The organism is Paenibacillus sp. HB172176, from assembly GCF_011947265.1.
Lineage (GTDB): Bacteria > Bacillota > Bacilli > Paenibacillales > Paenibacillaceae > Pristimantibacillus.
This window is the reverse complement of sequence record NZ_JAATHD010000012.1, coordinates 68,373-85,996: the sequence shown is the minus strand read 5'-3', so window position 1 is coordinate 85,996 and position 17,624 is coordinate 68,373. Positions and strand designations below refer to the sequence as shown.

General features: G+C 51.5%; 13 protein-coding genes. 2 read left to right on the top strand and 11 right to left on the bottom strand.

Annotation, left to right across the window (positions count from 1 at the left end; genetic code table 11):
* Positions 1-48 precede the first annotated feature (48 nt).
* The 6 genes from HFP08_RS16435 to HFP08_RS16410 form a co-directional block, all read right to left on the bottom strand.
* On the bottom strand, positions 49-888 hold the full coding sequence (locus tag HFP08_RS16435; protein WP_168121686.1) for an urease accessory protein UreD: 840 nt from the start codon (positions 886-888) through the stop codon (positions 49-51).
* A gap of 17 nt (positions 889-905) precedes the next feature.
* A complete protein-coding gene (ureG, locus tag HFP08_RS16430; RefSeq protein WP_168121685.1) occupies positions 906-1,598 on the bottom strand; it encodes an urease accessory protein UreG in 693 nt (230 codons plus the stop codon).
* An 86-nt stretch (positions 1,599-1,684) separates the two neighbouring features.
* Positions 1,685-2,377, bottom strand: coding sequence for an urease accessory protein UreF (locus HFP08_RS16425; protein ID WP_168121684.1), 693 nt, complete (start codon positions 2,375-2,377; stop codon positions 1,685-1,687).
* Positions 2,378-2,390: 13 nt separating this feature from the next.
* Positions 2,391-4,106 (bottom strand): urease subunit alpha, encoded by a 1,716-nt coding sequence (ureC, locus tag HFP08_RS16420; protein ID WP_168121683.1) that lies wholly within the window; start codon positions 4,104-4,106, stop codon positions 2,391-2,393.
* Positions 4,103-4,471, bottom strand: coding sequence for an urease subunit beta (locus HFP08_RS16415; RefSeq protein WP_168121682.1), 369 nt, complete (start codon positions 4,469-4,471; stop codon positions 4,103-4,105). The genes ureC and HFP08_RS16415 overlap by 4 nt, the downstream gene beginning before the upstream one ends.
* A 30-nt stretch (positions 4,472-4,501) precedes the next feature.
* Positions 4,502-4,807 (bottom strand): urease subunit gamma, encoded by a 306-nt coding sequence (locus tag HFP08_RS16410; protein ID WP_168121681.1) that lies wholly within the window; start codon positions 4,805-4,807, stop codon positions 4,502-4,504.
* Positions 4,808-5,094: 287 nt separating this feature from the next.
* On the opposite strand from HFP08_RS16410, the gene ilvD reads away from it, so the two are divergent.
* Positions 5,095-6,765, top strand: coding sequence for a dihydroxy-acid dehydratase (ilvD, locus tag HFP08_RS16405; RefSeq protein WP_168121747.1), 1,671 nt, complete (start codon positions 5,095-5,097; stop codon positions 6,763-6,765).
* A 131-nt stretch (positions 6,766-6,896) separates the two neighbouring features.
* Here ilvD and HFP08_RS16400 read toward each other — a convergent pair whose 3' ends face one another.
* A complete protein-coding gene (locus HFP08_RS16400; protein ID WP_168121680.1) occupies positions 6,897-8,309 on the bottom strand; it encodes a polysaccharide deacetylase family protein in 1,413 nt (470 codons plus the stop codon).
* A 182-nt stretch (positions 8,310-8,491) separates the two neighbouring features.
* Between HFP08_RS16400 and ytvI the strand changes: the two genes are divergently transcribed.
* On the top strand, positions 8,492-9,595 hold the full coding sequence (ytvI, locus tag HFP08_RS16395; RefSeq protein ID WP_168121679.1) for a sporulation integral membrane protein YtvI: 1,104 nt from the start codon (positions 8,492-8,494) through the stop codon (positions 9,593-9,595).
* On the opposite strand, the gene HFP08_RS16390 is transcribed toward ytvI, so the two are convergent.
* The 4 genes from HFP08_RS16390 to HFP08_RS16375 all read right to left on the bottom strand — a co-directional run bounded on the left by HFP08_RS16390 (position 9,592) and on the right by HFP08_RS16375 (position 17,611).
* Positions 9,592-11,436: a peptidoglycan D,D-transpeptidase FtsI family protein gene (locus HFP08_RS16390; RefSeq protein ID WP_240941495.1), complete on the bottom strand. Its 1,845-nt coding sequence runs from the start codon at positions 11,434-11,436 to the stop codon at positions 9,592-9,594. The two genes, ytvI and HFP08_RS16390, sit on opposite strands and share 4 nt — an antisense overlap.
* Before the next feature lie 153 nt (positions 11,437-11,589).
* A complete protein-coding gene (locus tag HFP08_RS16385; RefSeq protein ID WP_240941493.1) occupies positions 11,590-13,758 on the bottom strand; it encodes a methyl-accepting chemotaxis protein in 2,169 nt (722 codons plus the stop codon).
* 187 nt (positions 13,759-13,945) lie between these two features.
* A complete protein-coding gene (locus HFP08_RS16380; protein ID WP_240941492.1) occupies positions 13,946-16,135 on the bottom strand; it encodes a methyl-accepting chemotaxis protein in 2,190 nt (729 codons plus the stop codon).
* 219 nt (positions 16,136-16,354) lie between these two features.
* Entirely contained in the window at positions 16,355-17,611 is a 1,257-nt protein-coding gene (locus tag HFP08_RS16375; protein WP_168121678.1) for a peptidase U32 family protein, read from the bottom strand.
* Positions 17,612-17,624 lie beyond the last annotated feature (13 nt).

The window sequence follows — 17,624 nt, the reverse complement described above, 5'->3', positions numbered from 1 at the left end:
TGCTATCTTTTCAATGGTCGTGAATTATATTCCGTTCAGCTCTTCGGACTAACACTGAAGCAATCGAAGCGGCGCTTTCCCCAGCATCAGCTTTCTCGCTTCCTCCCAAATTAATCGCATTAACTGCTGAAGCGGCCATGCCGCCGTGCATACCGCCATCACGGCAATGCCGTGACGATGCGTCAACGTCGCGCCGGCGGAAATCGGATGCTCCTCCGGCGCAGCATATCGTTCAAGCAGCTCCGTGAATGGGGGCAGATGCTCCGCCCGTACAAAGTCGGAGAAAAGGTAGAAGGTCCCGGTATACGTCATCTCTTCCCAACTGCCCGAACTGCGAAGTCTATGTCTCATCGGATCGATGAACTGGCGCTGATGGAAAATAAGCTCATTCTTCCATTGAACCGATAATCGGTTATCAAAGCTTCGATAACGGAATTGCTCGCCTTTATGCGTTCTGCCGGGACAGAGAATATCCGCCTGCATCCAGATCGAGCCCTCTTCCAGCGTCACCTTCACCTCGTTAAGCAAGACAGCCTCCTCGAAGAGCATCACAGGCTCCGGCATATGCTCGACGACCGCGCCCGCTTCCAATTGAAAGCTTTGCTCCACTTTGGAGAGAATGCCTCGCGGACAAGGATGCGCCTTCATATACGATTGATTCGTAATCATCGCATGCGTTTCCGATTCGGCCCTCCATTCCATCGTATAGCGATCTCCTTCCAGGATGCCGGGCGACACATCCATCACAATGACGCTCAGTTGCCCTTGCTTTTGAAAGGATTTCGCGATTTTGAGCGGAGCGGTATGGAACTTATTCGCAAGAACGGTTCGATCCCCTGATTTGACGAATACGGACCGCAAATAGGCATGCTGTTGGCTATTCCCCATTCCAGGTAAGCTTCTCGTCAATGGGCTTCCTCGTGACTATGATGCTCTCCGCGGGTATGGGCGATTTCATGCTCCAGCCATCCGACAATGTCGGCAAGTCCATTCTCGCCCCTCAGATTGGAGAATACGAACGGGCGGTTGCCGCGCATTTTCAGCGAATCCTCCTCCATTACCGCAAGACTGGCTCCCACATATGGAGCAAGATCGATCTTGTTAATGACGAGCAAGTCTGAGCGCATAATGCCCGGACCTCCCTTTCGCGGTATTTTCTCGCCTTGCGCCACATCGATAATATAGATGAATCGATCCACGAGCTCCGGACTGAAGGCTGCCGCCAGATTATCACCGCCGCTCTCGATGAAGATAAGATCGAGATGCTCGAATCGCCGCTCCAGCTCTTCAATCGCCTCGAAGTTCATGGATGCGTCCTCGCGAATCGCCGTATGGGGACAACCGCCCGTTTCCACACCGAGTATTCTCTCTTCTGGAAGCACGCCGGTGCGGAACAGAATCCGCGCGTCTTCTTTGGTATAGATATCATTCGTGATGACGGCAACGCTGTATTTCTCGTGAAGCTCGCGCGTCAAACGCTCGACAAGCGCAGTCTTGCCCGAGCCTACCGGTCCTCCGATGCCGATTCGAATCGGCCGATTCCCTTCAATCGCTCCGCTTTCCCATTCCTGATGCGTATGTCCTTGACCTTGACACATATCCATTCCTCCTTGGATTTTGGAAGTCTTATTCAAATAAGTGTTGCGAAAACCGAAAACCTCTATTGATGCCTTCAACAACCTCTTCAAGACATGAATAATCGCGAATAGAGATGCTCGTGACGCATCATCGCAAGCTCGGCAAGCGGCATATTCGTATAAGCCTCCTCCGGCTCCATTCCCTCCGCCGCCGCAACCCCATGATCAATCAGCTCGGAGAGTCTGGCGATCAGCACTTGTCCCTCGGTTTGTCCGATCGACATGAGTCTCAGCGCGCTGTTCACGCTGGTCACAATACAGGTGTAGAAGTAGCTTTGCAAAGCCTGCTCGAGCGGAATTGAAAGCTGCCAGCAAATATAGCCATGAGCAAGGGGATGCGTGGCGAGACATGCTCCGCTTGCCAATCCCGCAAAAATCTCCTCCCAGCGCATGTCCGGGTGCAGCTTCCTGGCAAGCAGCACCAGTCGTCTGCCGAGCTTCTCCACTCCCCCTCTCGTCTCCGAGGCGATCCGCTGAACATGCAGCTGCCTCTCCAGCCGCCACAGCCTGTCCCATTGCTCTGCGGGCGCATCCCGGTACACCGCCCTCACGAGCTGCGCGTCAGAGGTTGCCCAGCTCTGCAGCAGCATGGTCGACACGTACTCGTAAAGCTTTGCCGAGTTGTCTATCCTCCCATCCTGCACGAGCGATTCCAAGCCGAACGAATGCGAGAAGCCTCCAATCGGGAGAGCCGAATCCAGCAGCTGCTGCAACGAAAGCCATTTCATCGAATCCTTCATGCCGCCGCGCCCCCTAGAACAAGAAATAGCGCTGAGCCATCGGCAGCGAGGCTGCGGGCTCGCAAGTAATATGCTCCCCGTCAACCGTTACATGATAGGTTTCCGGATTCACCTCGATAAGGGGCGTTCCGTCATTGTGAATCATGTCCTTCTTCGAGATGCCCCGGCAATTTCGCACGGGTTCGATCCGCTTCTGCAAACCTAACCGCTCCGCGATGCCGCTGTCAGCCGCCGCTTGCGAGACGAACGTGATACAACTGCTGTGCACCGCTTTGCCGAACGCCGCGAACATGGGACGGCCGAATACGGGCTGAGGCGTTGGAATGGAAGCATTCGGATCGCCCATCTGCGCGAAAGCGATGCTTCCCCCTTTCAGCACCAAATCGGGCTTCACCCCGAAAAACTTCGGCTGCCAGATGACGAGATCCGCCAGCTTGCCTGCTTCGATTGAGCCTACGAGATGCGAGATGCCGTGCGTCACAGCGGGATTAATCGTGTATTTGGCAATATAGCGTTTGATTCGAAAATTATCGTTCTGCTCCGCATCCGGCGCGAGGGGCCCGCGCTGCTCCTTCATCTTATGCGCCGTTTGCCACGTCCGAATAACCACTTCACCAACCCTGCCCATTGCCTGAGAGTCGGAGCTGATCATACTGAAGACGCCCATGTCGTGCAGGATATCCTCGGCGGCAATCGTCTCCGGCCGAATGCGGGAATCGGCGAAGGCGACATCCTCGGGTATGCCGCTGTCAAGATGATGGCACACCATCAGCATATCCAGATGCTCTTCAATCGTATTGATGGTGAAGGGCCGCGTCGGATTCGTGGAGGATGGAAGCACATTCTTATGTCCCGCCGCCACGATAATGTCGGGAGCATGTCCGCCGCCTGCGCCTTCCGTATGATAGGTATGAATGGTTCGACCGCCGATGGCGGCCAGCGTATCTTCGATAAAGCCGGCTTCATTGAGCGTGTCGGTATGTATGGCCACTTGCACATCGTATTGATCCGCAGCCTGCAAGCAGGTATCAATCGCGGCCGGCGTCGTCCCCCAGTCCTCGTGAAGCTTAAGCCCGATTGCGCCGGCTTCAATCTGCTCGATTAGAGGCGCAAGCGTAGACGCGTTGCCCTTGCCGGTGAAGCCGATATTCATCGGAAAAGCCTCTGCCGCTTGAAGCATTCGTCCCATATGCCAACTGCCCGGCGTGACCGTCGTCGCATTCGTGCCGGTAGCCGGGCCGGTTCCTCCGCCGATCATCGTCGTGATGCCGGAGGACAATGCTGTCTCGATCTGTTGTGGACAGATAAAGTGGATATGGGCATCAATGCCTCCTGCCGTCACGATCTTGCCTTCGCCCGCAATTACCTCCGTGCTCGCGCCGACGATCATATTCTCATCCACGCCGTCCATAATATCCGGATTTCCGGCCTTGCCAATGCCGACGATCAGCCCGTTCTTCAAGCCGATATCCGCCTTCACGATACCCCAATGATCGATAATGAGGGCGTTCGTAATCAGTGTATCGAGAACGCCGTCATCGCGAACAGCGCGGCTTGACTGGCCCATGCCGTCGCGAATGACCTTCCCGCCGCCGAACTTGCATTCATCCCCATAGACGGTGAAATCGCGTTCAACCTCCGCCCACAGCTCGGTATCAGCCAAGCGTACAGCGTCTCCGGTCGTCGGGCCGAACATGGCTGCGTAGCCTTCCCTGTCCATCCGGCTCATTGCCCCTCCCCCTTCCAGACAGCCAGCCTTGCGCGCGTTTCCTCGCTCATGCAGCCAATGATGGCTTCTCCGCGGCTGAGACCATTAAGACCGCATGCGATTCGGGCGCCGCCAAGCGTCACCAGATTAACGGGCTTCTCTTCTCCCGGCTCGAACCGAACTGCGGTGCCGGCCGCAATATCGAGCCTCATGCCGTAAGCAGCCTCCCGGTCAAACGTCAATGCGCGATTCACCTCGAAGAAATGATAATGAGACCCAACCTGAATTGGCCTGTCGCCAGCATTTCGAATGGAGATGGTTTTGGTTTCGCGGCCTGCATTCAATTCAATAAAGCCTGCCGCTGTCCGATATTGTCCCGGAATCATCGTTTGCCGCCTCCTCCTGCTATTCCTAACTCATCCTGTGATGGGATGATGAATCGTAACCAGCTTCGTTCCGTCAGGGAAGGTCGCTTCGACCTGCACCTCGTCAATCATTTCGGCAATGCCGTTCATGACCTGGCTTCTGTTCAGAATCGTCGTGCCGTATTCCATCAACTCAGCTACCGTCATGCCATCGCGAGCCCCTTCCAGTATTTCTGAGGTGATTAGAGCCACGCTCTCGGGGTAATTCAGCTTCACGCCTCTTTTCATCCGGCGCTTGGCAAGATCAGCCGCAATCGTAATAAGCAGCTTCTCCTTCTCGCGTTCCGTCAATTGCATAATGTCACCTCTCAATCCTCGTAATAGCTACATTATAGTAAGGAATTGGAATGAAGTAAATCATTTTATGTCAGATATAGTGACATTAATCAATCGAAAATTGTCGATTCTCACAATGTATCCGCATTCACTCCCATCAAACTAACAACCAGATCTTAAATGTAATGAGAGGATCTGGACATCCGCCGCTTATATAGCCAACCCTTGTCCAATATGATAAAATCGAATGTATTGATGTTTTATCGCAACAATTGAAGGAGGGAATTTTTACAATGGCAGCCAAAAGAATGCGTTCAGACATGATCAAAAAAGGCTTCGACCGCGCGCCTCACCGCAGCTTGCTGCGTGCCGCCGGAGTCAAAGACGAAGATTTCAACAAACCGTTTATCGCGGTCTGCAACTCGTATATCGATATTGTCCCCGGACATGTCCATCTTCAGGAATTCGGCAAACTTGTTAAAGAAGCCATCCGCGAGGCGGGCGGCGTGCCGTTCGAATTCAATACAATCGGCGTAGACGACGGCATCGCGATGGGACATATCGGCATGCGCTATTCGCTCGCAAGCCGCGAAATTATTGCTGACTCCGTTGAGACTGTAGTTAACGCGCATTGGTTCGACGGCATGATATGCATACCGAACTGCGACAAAATTACGCCTGGCATGATGCTGGGCGCATTGCGCGTCAACATTCCGACCATGCTGGTCAGCGGAGGACCGATGAAAGCGGGCAAAACCTCGGACGGTCGTTCAATCTCTCTCTCCAGCGTGTTCGAAGGCGTCGGCGCCCATCAAGCGGGCAAAATCAATGACGATCAATTGTTGGAGCTTGAGCAGTACGGCTGTCCGACCTGCGGATCATGCTCCGGCATGTTCACCGCCAATTCCATGAACTGCTTGGCGGAGGGACTTGGACTTGCTTTGCCAGGCAACGGCACGATTCTTGCTGTCGCTCCTGAGCGCAAGGAATTCGTCAAGGAATCCGCCCGCCAATTGATGAAGCTTATCGAGAAGGGCATCAAACCGCGCGATATCGTGACGAAGGACGCCATCGACAACGCGTTCGCTCTTGATATGGCGATGGGCGGTTCAACGAATACGGTGCTTCACACGCTGGCAATCGCTCATGAAGCCGGCATCGATTATCCGATTGAACGCATTAACGAAGTGGCGGAGCGCGTTCCTCATCTTGCCAAGATTGCTCCTGCATCCGATTATCATATTGAGGATGTTCACAACGCCGGCGGCGTCAGCGCTGTTCTGAACGAGCTGTTCAAGAAGGAAGGCGCGCTGAACGGCGATTGCCTTACCGTAACCGGCAATACGCTGCGCGAGAACGTGGCCGGCTGCGAGATCAAGGATACGGATGTCATTCATACCATCGACAATCCGCATACCGAACGCGGAGGACTCGCCGTTCTATTCGGGAATCTGGCTCCTAACGGCGCCATCATCAAGACAGGCGCGGTCGACAAATCTGTCGGCGGCTACCACAAAGGACCTGCAATTTGCTTCGATTCGCAAGACGACGCTCTCGCGGGCATTGCGGGAGGCAAAATCAAGGAAGGTCATGTCGTTGTCATTCGTTACGAGGGACCTCGCGGAGGCCCAGGCATGCCTGAGATGCTTGCTCCTACATCGCAAATCGTCGGCATGGGTCTTGGCGCCAAAGTTGCGCTGATTACGGACGGTCGATTCTCCGGCGCATCCCGCGGCATCAGTATCGGCCATGCATCGCCTGAAGCTGCCGAAGGCGGGCCAATCGCTTTCGTGCAAGACGGCGACATGATCGAGATTGACATGAACAATCGCACCATGGATCTGCTCATCAGCGACGAAGAGTTCCAGAAACGCCGCTCCGCATGGCCTGGCTTTGAGCTCAAGATCAAGCGCGGCTATCTTGCCCGCTATGCGCATCTCGTTACTTCCGCCTCGACCGGCGGCGTTATGAAGATGTAGCGCAAGCTTCATTACAATACGAACAGTGGCAGCAACAGGAAAGAAGCTCCGGCACCGCATATTAGCGGCACCGGAGCTTCTTTCTGTATCGACTATGAAACGACTTGCGAGTAAACAACCCTCTGCATCGATCAAATCGATACATGCTTCGAGCCAATGGCCGCTGCTTCCTCGCCAACCGTTGTAATAACCTTGTCGACTCCGCTGATCAGCTTGCCAGTTTCCTCTTGAAGCTTATTCCTTGATAATGAACTTAATTCCCTTATCTTGTCTACGGGCATGAGCAAAATCCGCGGCGAAATCAGTTCGCTCCGTTCCTTGCTTTTACGCCCCGATTTGCGCGGCTTTGCATTCGTCAGCACCTTAAGCAGCAGGCGCAAATAAATTTTTGTCGTTCTGGCGAATAAGCCATCCGGCATGCGCAGAACCTCGAAGCCAAGTCGCGTTGCTCCCCGATGTATCATCGTGATGCCGTACAGCGCTTTGATGCCCTGCGCATCCGGATCCTTCTCGAGCTGATCGGCCAGCTCCGGCAAGGCGCTCTCTACCTCTCGAATCAGCTTAATTCCCGTGGCTAAAGGCGTCTTGGAGCTTGCCGCGATCGATGACAACGTACGATTGTCGAAGTGAAGCTCAGCGACAGAATCGCCCTTCTTCAATGATCCGCCGTCCTCGAATGTAATCTCCTGGCCATGATAAGGTATGATGCGATAATGAAGTGTCGGCTCCTCGGAATCCCCTACCTTCTTGAGCCGGAACAACGTATGGAACAAGCTCTCCCAGAGCAGCCAGAGAGCAATGACAGAACGCTTGCCCAGCGATTGCTTAAGCGGCCGCTTCGCATCGGTCAGCTTGATCATTTCATCAATGCCTACGAAGGAATAGCCCTTGCGCTGTGCCTCTAACATGAAAGCTTCGAGCGCGATCAGCATATTCGCCGGCGCATCCTCGTCCGCCCCGAAGGTTCTGCCGCAATCATGCAGCAGCAGCACCTCGCCAGGCCGCAGCTTCTTCAGCATTCTCCGTTTCATTCGTTCCGGACCGACCTTCACTCGCCAGTCGCCGAACATCGACGACCACAATATGATCTGCATATGGCCAAGCTTTGCAAAATCGAACAGATTCACAATCCCCCAGGGCGGACGATAATAAATTGATTTCTTCCCCGTCGCTTTCTCGATGACATGGTTCGTCCTGTCGATATGTTTCCTGACCGTGCTCGGACGCATAATCCAATTCGACTTATGGTAATAATTATGAATGCCGATCGTATGTCCCTCACGATCCATTCTTCCGAGCACATCCTTCTGCGATTCCGCGTGCGAGCCAACGACGAAGAACGTTGCTTTGGCATCATAGCGCTTCAACAGATCAAGCAGCTCCGAAGTGTATTTCGGGTCGGGACCGTCATCGAAGGTTAGAGCGATTTCCTTATCCGCTTTTCCTTTCTTAAAGACGCGAAATCCGAATATGCGACTAATCACGCCAGGCAGAAACGCGTAGAAAGTCATAACATAAATGAGCCACAGCCATACATTTTCCATGATGTTTTCCCACCGTTTAATAAATTAGTCCGTCATTCAATAGCGGATTTGAACAATTGCAATACCACTAATTGTAGCATAATTCATAAAATAATAGGCACTTTTCGCAAAAACTATAGTACAATCTTATGTGGCAGCTTTCAATATCTTTGATTTCATTAAACGAAAGTAGGGAACCCGGCATGCTCACCTTCTACAAGAAATATTGGAGAACCGCATTTGATATCGCATTAATCGCATTAACCGTCTATCTCATCATGCTGGCTTTCAGTTTTTTCTACAAAATCGCCACACCGATCATTTTTTCTTTCGTTATTTATCTCTGCATCGAGCCGCTCGCCCGCAAACTCCACCGATGGGGAATTAAAAAATCCATCGCATCCGGCATTTCCGTCTTGCTGTTCACCTTATTGATTCTGGCGGCGTTCTCGGGAGCCGCTTACCTGATTACGAAGCAAGGCACGGAGCTTATCAACAAATTTCCTTATTATCAAGAAAAGCTTTCCTTCCATATCGGGAATATATCCAAGGAATGGGAGAAGCAGCTCGACAAGCTGCCTGCAGATTTTGATTTGGCCCAGAAGACGACGGATTTGATAGACGGCTCAACTGGCAAGCTGGAGTCAATTGCCAATATTTTTCTTTCTCATCTCGTCGGTTATGTTTCATCCTTTTCCTCGTTTGTTTTCAACTTTATCGTCGGCATCATTCTTGCTTATTTCTTAAGCATCGAGATCAATGCCTGGAAGAAGCTCGCATCGGACAAGACACCCCGGACGTTCAAGACCGCGTTCTTCTTTCTGCGCAACAATGTTTTCAAGGGCATTGCCCTCTACCTGAAAGCGCAGGCCAAAATGATCTCCATCACCTTTGTCGTCATTCTGGCCGCATTGCTTGCGCTTGGCGTGGATAATGCCTTTATAACCGCAGTAGTCGCCGCGATCTTCGATGTGCTGCCTCTGCTCGGCGTCAGCACCTTGTTTATCCCGTGGATCATCTATTTGTTCATCGTCGGGAAAACGTCTCTTGCGATTTGGCTCTCCGTATTGCTGCTTCTTGTTATCCTGGCCCGTCAAATTCTAGAGCCCAAGATTACAGGCGATTCACTCGGCGTTTCAGCATTTACCATGCTTGCTTTCATGATCATATCCTTGTCCTTGTTCGGAGTCGCCGGCGTTATTATATCTCCGATTCTTGTCATTCTTCTGAAGTCGCTCTATGATCAAGGCTACTTCCATCGCTGGATTCGGACGCCGATTGATGAATTTGACCCGCCTCAAACCTAAGATCTGGAGCTGGAGTTAGCCGCTGTCGAACTCGAAGCCTCTGAGGCTGCCGCAATATCAAGAATGCCGCGGAATAATCGCGTTGCTTGATGCGTGCTGTGCGGCTTACGATTAGCCGCCAGCACCGCAATCGCATATCTTGGTTTCGCGAGCGGTCCATAGCCCGCAAACCATTGATGATTTCGGGCTATTCCACCCTGAGTCGTTTCCGCCGTGCCAGACTTGCCCGCCGCCCTCCATCTGCTTCCCTTGATAGATTGACCTGTTCCATGATCCACAACAGCCTCCATCCCCTTGCGAAGCAAGCTCGCCGTTCTTGGACTGATGCGTCCCTGAAGATGAGCCGCGTAATGCGTATTCAGCCTGGCGAGCGTCTGGCCGTTCGCATAATCAATTTCGCTGACGATTCTCGGCTGAAGCACTCGTCCGTCGTGAAGCAGGGTCACCATCAGATTCGCTGCTTGCAGAGGCGACATACGAACATCCCTCTGACCGATTCCGCTCTGCGCAAGAATGCCGCCGTCCACTGCCCCATTGGCGAACAAACGCCCCTCTTCCTCTTCTTCTAACAGTCGAAGCGGCTTGCCCATAAGGTGAAAGGGCTTTTCCGTATGCCAGCCGATCCTATTTTTTACACCGAGCGCCTCGGCCGTTCGCTCAAATGCGGCTTGGTCGATTCTCTCCGCGATTTCGGCAAATACAAGGTTGCAGGACTGCGCCAGCCCGTCCTCCATCGTAAGCCTGCCATGACCGCCTGTCTTCCAGCATGACAATCCATACTTTCCGTATTCCCCATCGCATTCGAACGCCTCATGAGGATCAGCCAGGCGATTCTCATACGCAGCCGCTGCGGTTACAAGCTTATAGATCGAGCCCGGCTCAACTGCTGCGAGAGCATGATTCACCCACTGGGAGCCGTCCGAGCTTGTGAATTCGCCAGGCTTCAGCTTCGGTCTCGATACCATTGCAACAATGTCGGCGTTTCGGGTGTCCAGCACAACGACCGCGCCTTCCATTAAGCCTTCGCGATCCACATAGTCTTCTATTTCGTTCTGAAGCGCAAGATCGAGGGTCGTTCTCACCTTCACCGGGTAATTGCCGTTGCCTGGCCGCGTCACTCGCAAGTCCAGGCCCTGCAGCGGCTCACTCCTCCCGTCCAGGAAATAAGTGGCCGTGGTCTCGCCGACGCCATGCAATAAACTGTCCAAAGATTTCTCGAGTCCTGCGCCGCCAACTTGCTCATCCAGCCTTCGCTTGCCCTTCAACAATTGCTCGCGCTTATTGTCAAGAAGCCATTCGGGATGCTGGCTTGTGAAGCCGATCAGATGCTTCGGTTCGAACCCGGATAAATAACGATTATGGTAGGGAAGCACGCGTATTCCCGCCAGCTTAAGATTACCGACCTGACGCGCCTGCTCTTCAGTCAATCTAATCGGCGGGTCATGCTCGCCGTTTCTCCAGAACTCAGGCTGCTTCAAGCTGTCCAGGCGCTTGACAAGCACTCCCTTCTTCGTATGGAGCAATTCGGCAAGCTTGGTTAGTTCGGCTTCATCGCTCCCGGCATCCTCGTGAACAGGGAATAACGCCAGAGCCTGATAGGTTTCGCCCGTGATCGCTCTCCCGCACCGATCCAGGAAATCTCCTCTTCCCGAATCGAGCATCAAGCTGCGTCCCCGCTGCTTTACCGCCAGCTTCTTCCAATCTTCAGTCATTCTAAGCGTGACCTCGGAAACCTTGCCCCGATTCACCGGCAGCAATTGAAGCCAAATCAGTCTCGCCACAAACAATAATAAGACGAAGGAGATTATCGTCCCCATATATAACGCTCTTTTTCGAATCATTTTGACCATCCCGCCAATCATTTGCACCCTAGGGCGTGTTTGCAAACACGCCCTAGTATTCCCGCTTGCTGGAATATCATGCGCCGTCTGCGATTGCGAATGGTGGTGAAAAAAAAGAACCAGTCCCGGGAGACTGATCCTTCTTAGACAAGCTTACATGATTTTGAATTTGGACAGCGATTCCTTAAGGCCCTTCGATACGCTATCGAGTTTATCCGATAAGCGCACTAAGCCTTCGCTGATGCTAAGCTGCTCCGAGCTTAGCGAGGCCACCTCTTCCGAGGTGGCGGAGGATTCCTCTGCGACCGCGCTTACGCTCGTCATAGCGTCGGACAATACCGCCTGCGATTGATTCAACGTGCCGATAGAGCCGGTTGCAAGTTCAAGCTTCTCTACAAATTGGCCCATTTGATCCTGAACGGTCAAGAAAATTTCATTGGCATCCTTTACCGAGAGAATCTGTTCTTTGAACAGCGGGTATGCATCCGAAAGCACATGAACCGTTTCCTCGATCTCTCCTTGAATTTTCGCCGTAATCTGAGCAACTACGTCTATGGAATGACGAGATTGATCCGCAAGCTTGCGAATTTCGTCGGCAACGACCATGAAGCCTTTGCCTGCCGCACCGGCTCTTGCCGCTTCAATCGTTGCATTCAAGGATAGAATATTCGTTTGCTTCGTCAAATTATTGAGAACATCGAGAATCTTCACGATCGAACCCGTGCTTTCCTTCAGCGCGTCTACCTTCTCGACCATCGATCGCGTCATTTCTTCCGTAATGCCAGTCTTCTCCGTCAAAATTCCCATATAAGCTGTTCCTTGCTGACTGGCTTTCTCTACCTGGGTCGCCGACAACGACATTTGCTCATTCGCATCCATAACCTGTTTCATTTGCTGATTAATATGGTTGGTCAAATCGCTGCCTTTCTCGGCTTCAACAGCCAGGCTCGTTGCCCCGTTTGCGATTTCCTCCGTCGCCACAGCGATTTCTTTGGCCGCAATCGACGTTTTCTTGGAAGCATCCGTTAAATCCGCTGCTGTGAGCAGAACCTCTTCGGCTGAACGAGTGGTCTGCTCCGCCAATGCCGTAATTTGCTTCATCATCTCGTTAAAGCTGTCTGACAGTTGTCCGATTTCGTCCTGGCGCTGATGAATATTCGACCTAACCGTCAAGTTCCCGTTTGCTCCTTCGACCATCAGATTGCGGAGATTCACTAGCGGCTTGGCAATTGTGCGAATAACGATAAAACCGATGATTACGGCCAAAACAATCGATATCAGAACCATTAGCCATGTGAAGAGTTGAATGCCCTTCGCGTCCTCTTGCAAATTCGATACCGGTATCGTGCCTACCAGCTTCCAGTCTGTCGTCTCCAGTCGTTGGTATGCAGCCAATACTTGATGGCCGGTTGTATCCTCCAATTGGGGTCTGCCGAAATCCGCCTTGCTCCCTTCCGTCGGAAGAGATACCGTGAATGGCGTTCCGATTACAGTTGCGTCATTGTTCATCACATAATTGCCTGCATCGTCGACAAGCGACAAGTCGCTGTCCTCGCCGAGCTCCACATCATCATATCTGCTGAAAAATGTCTTCTCCAGCATATCCATAATAAGAATGTAGCTGTCTTCCGACTTTGACCCCATTCCCTTCACCAGACGTGCAAGAGCAAAGGAATCAGAAGAAGTTGACGATAGAATGCCATTCTCCTGCGGTCCAATCCAGACGACCTGACCATTGGCTTCTATCGTTCGGTTAACCCATTCATCCGCAATAATTTCCTCGGTGCTCAGCCGACCAATCGTCCCAACCGTTATGGACGGTCTGCCTTCTTCCATCGGTATAAGCGCCATTCCTTTAATTGAGCTGTTCGTCATATAAAAGCTGTTCAATCTTTCGTTAATATCGCGAGTCACCAGAAAATCACTCGAGTTGGACTGCAGCTTGCGAATACCGTCCTGTATTTCGGAATCCGCGATAATCTGCAGGGATAAATCCTCGTAATTTCCGAAGACGACATCCATGTTATTGGCAACCTGCCTAACCGTCTGATAGCTGGCTTCTGACACATTCTTGATCACAATGCTTTTCGCTTGCATATAAGCCGACTGTCCTACAATGAGCACGCACGCGATAATACTTATGAATATGATCCAGAACAGCTTCATTCCGACCGACTTGATTGGATTGTTAATTTTAATATTTTTCAATTGGTTTACCATTGAGGAAGCGGAGCTTAATCTTCCTGATTCCGATTTCTTGACATCCTGACTAATCTGTTGCTCTGAATTCGCTTTTCCTGATGGCTTGTTCTTGCTTGACATTTGCGGTGACACCCCTTAAGTAAATGTATGATGAACAATTTGAATCACATCGTATGTAGTTACTAAGTCTCAATCGACAAAGGCATAAAATAGTTATCGGCTACTACGCCAATTAATTGAATAGGCAAATAAAAAAAGAAGCAGCCCGTCTTAAGGAGCTGCTTCCGAGAAATTCTTCTTTTCTTTGCTATTCAATTTTGAACTGAGATAATGATTCCTTCAGTCCCTTCGATACGGCATCCAGCTTCTCCGATAATTGAACCAGACTTTGACTGATGCTTAATTGCTCGTTGCTCAGCGAAGCCACTTCCTCGGAGGTTGCCGACGCTTCTTCAGCTACCGCGCTGACATTCGTCATAGCTTCAGACAGCACAGACTGCGACTGATCCAATTGTCCAACGGATGTTGTGACACTGTCGAGTCTTTTCGCGAAGTGACCCATCTGCTCTTGCACGCTGAGGAAAATGCCGTTCGCTTCCTTCACGGAGCCGATCTGCTCCTGGAACAGAGGATACGCTTCCGAGAGAACTTGTACCGTTTCGCCGATTTCGGCTTGAATTTTTTCTGTTATTTGCGCGACCACATCGATTGATTGCCGCGATTGATCGGCCAGTTTCCTGATTTCATCGGCTACGACCATAAAGCCTTTGCCCGCCGTTCCTGCGCGTGCAGCTTCAATAGTCGCATTCAGCGACAGAATATTCGTTTGCTTGGTCAAGCTGTTAAGCACATCCAGAATTTTCACGATGGAGCCTGTGCTTTCCTTCAGCGCATCGACCTTCTCAACCATGGAGCGCGTCATGTTTTCCGTTTGTCCTGTTTTCTCGATCAACAATCCCATATGCTCGACGCCTTGACCGCTGGCTCTTTCCACATCGGAAGCCGAAGCAACCATCTCCCGGTTCGCCTCGATAACCTGCTTCATCTGGTCATTAATATGTACCGTCAAATCATTGCCCTTCTCGGCCTCCACGGCCAGGCTGGTCGCCCCGTTCGCGATTTCTTCCGTTGCCACGGCTATTTCCTTCGCGGATATCGAAGTCTTTCTTGAAGCATCTGTCAGATCTGTAGCCGTGAACAGCACCTCTTCGGCAGAGCGGGTCGAGCGAACCGCAAGCTCCGTTATTTGAATCATCATGCGGTTGAAATTCTCGCTTAAGTTGCCGATTTCGTCATGCCTCTTCCGAATGGATGAGCGAACGGTCAAATCTCCCCCTGCTCCCTGTACCATTAATTGGCAAATTCTGATTAGAGGACGGGCAATGGTCAATACGATTACCATCCCGATCAGAATGGCGATAATGGCTGCCGCAACCGCTGTTATCCAGGTTAATTTCTTGATTGCATTCGCGTCCTTCACAAGCTCGCCGACCGGAATGGTTCCCACCAGCTTCCAATTCATTGTCTCGAACTCGCTGTATGCGGCCAACACATCTTTTCCATCCGAATCCGACAGTTTTTCCGCCCCGTTCACGCTCTCTTCCGCCAGCTCAACCTTGACCTTCTGGCCAATCAGCGCTTGATTGTCGTTGATTACATAGTTTCCGTTATTGTCAACGATGGATATATCGCTGCCTTCGCCCAGCTCTACTTTCTCGTAACGCTCGCTAATGGCGGATGGCTTAATTTCGATCAAGATCATATAGTTCGCTTCGCCCGTAATGCTATTCTTCAATACGCGCGCTACCCCAATGGTCGGTTCCGAATTACTCAGCGAAATACCCTCTGCCGACGAAATCCAGTTCGTCTTTCCGCTTAGCTCTATCGTCTGCTTGAACCAATCCGATTGCTTAATTTCATCGATTTTGCTAGTGCTTGTGCCGCCGCTGGTAATCGGCATGAGTTTATCGGAAAGCGGAATCATGAGAATGCCCGAGATCGCATTGTTGCTCAATGAAAAGTTTTGCAGCATGTCCGAAATATCCTTGGACGCGACCAATTTCGCATAATCGTCGCCGCCTGACAGCATATCGTTCACCTTGCTGTGGAAATCTTTGTTGATCAGCACTTGCATCGTAATATCTTCGAAATTACTGAATATGATATCCAAATTCGTCGCCACTTGATTGACCGTCTGCAAGCTGGCTCCCGAAACCTTTCTCTCTACAATGGACTTCGCCTCTCCATAAGCGAGCAGACCCACGGTGAGAACGCATGCAAGAATACTGCAGAATATAGCGAGCAGAAGCTTCGTCCCAACGGACTGGAACAGCTTGACCCCGCTCGCTGAAGCTGCGCTTCCCTTTGCGATTGCGCCGCTGTTCGATAGTCCGACGTTTTTGGAAGCGGATTCATTTGTTTGCTGAACATTTTCCTTTTTCTTTTCCATCTTCTTCATCGTCTGCTTGTCTGTTTTGTCTTTCTGATTATCAGCCATACATAGACACCCGCTTTCAATTTGTAGGTCATAAGTCATATTCTCTAGGAGTGGCGAACCGTGACGAATGATGTAAGATCAGTTATCCCTATTATTTGGGATTATAACCAATCTGTCAATTCAAAGTTTTCAAAGAAAAAACCCGAGTGCTGTCAATGTCGGAATCGCATTGCAGCAATCAGGTTTCTCGAGGGAGGAATGAAGCTGGTTCATTTCTATTTATCTGATTTTTTTGCGCATCATATCCATCGTCTTCACCGGCTTTAACGTGCGGACGCGAACATGCTGCATCGGATGGCGGGCGGCGTCAAGCGCATTGCCTTCAAGATCCGTCAATTCGGTAATGGTTTGCTTGAAGAAGGTGCCGCCCGGACCTACGAACTCCACCTCTTGTCCGGGCTTGAAATGATTGCGCTGCTGCAAAGTAGCAAAGCCGGTACGGTCGTCATAGTCCAGCACGATGGCTGCGAAATCGTATGGCGCAGCCTTCTCCTCCGGCTCATAGATATGATCCTCAGCTCCGGGGGCATCGAGGAAAAAGCCTGTATTGAGCGGACGATTCGCTGCTTTGTTCATCTCGTCGATCCATTCCCGCTTCAATTCAAAGCCCTGCGGATCCGCGAAATAAGCATCAATTGCCTGTCTGTATACATTCACGACCGTAGCCACGTAATGAATGCTCTTCATCCGGCCTTCGATCTTGAAGCTGTCCACGCCAACTTCTATTAGAGCCGGAAGATGCTCTATCATGCACAGATCCTTCGAACCCATCGTGAAGGGATCTTCTCCCTCTTCATTGACAGGGAGATCATCCTGGAAGAGATCGTATTTCCAGCGGCAAGACTGGCAGCAGCCGCCGCGATTCGAATCGCGATCCGTGAAATGGTTGGATAATACGCAGCGGCCGGAATAAGACGAGCACATCGCTCCATGGATGAACGCTTCGATCTCGATATCCACATGCTTCTTGATTTCAGCGATATCCTCGAAGCTCGTTTCCCGCGCCAACACGACCCTCGGCAAGCCCTCTTCCTTCCAAAATTCAACCGCCTGCCAATTCATCGTGGATTGTTGGGTACTGAGATGAACCTCGAGCTTCGGAGCGACTCTCTGAGCGGTTTCGATAATGATCGGATCCGCAGCGATAATAGCGGCGATTCCCGCTTCCTCAAGGCTTTTCAAATAACTTTCCAATCCTTCGATATCCTCGTTATGGGCGTATATGTTCGTCGCGACGAACACCTTCGCTCCATAGCGATTGGCGAATTCAACGCCTTCCTTCATTTCTTCGAAGCTGAAATTATCAGCATTGGAACGAAGCCCGTATTTCTGACCTCCGATATAGACGGCGTCTGCTCCGTAATGAACGGCGAATTTCAATTTTTCCAGATTTCCTGCCGGAGCGAGCAGCTCCGGACGGTCAAGCCGATAACGCTTGCCGTGGTAACGGGGAGCTGCTTTCACTGTTGTGGACATATCGGTAACACCT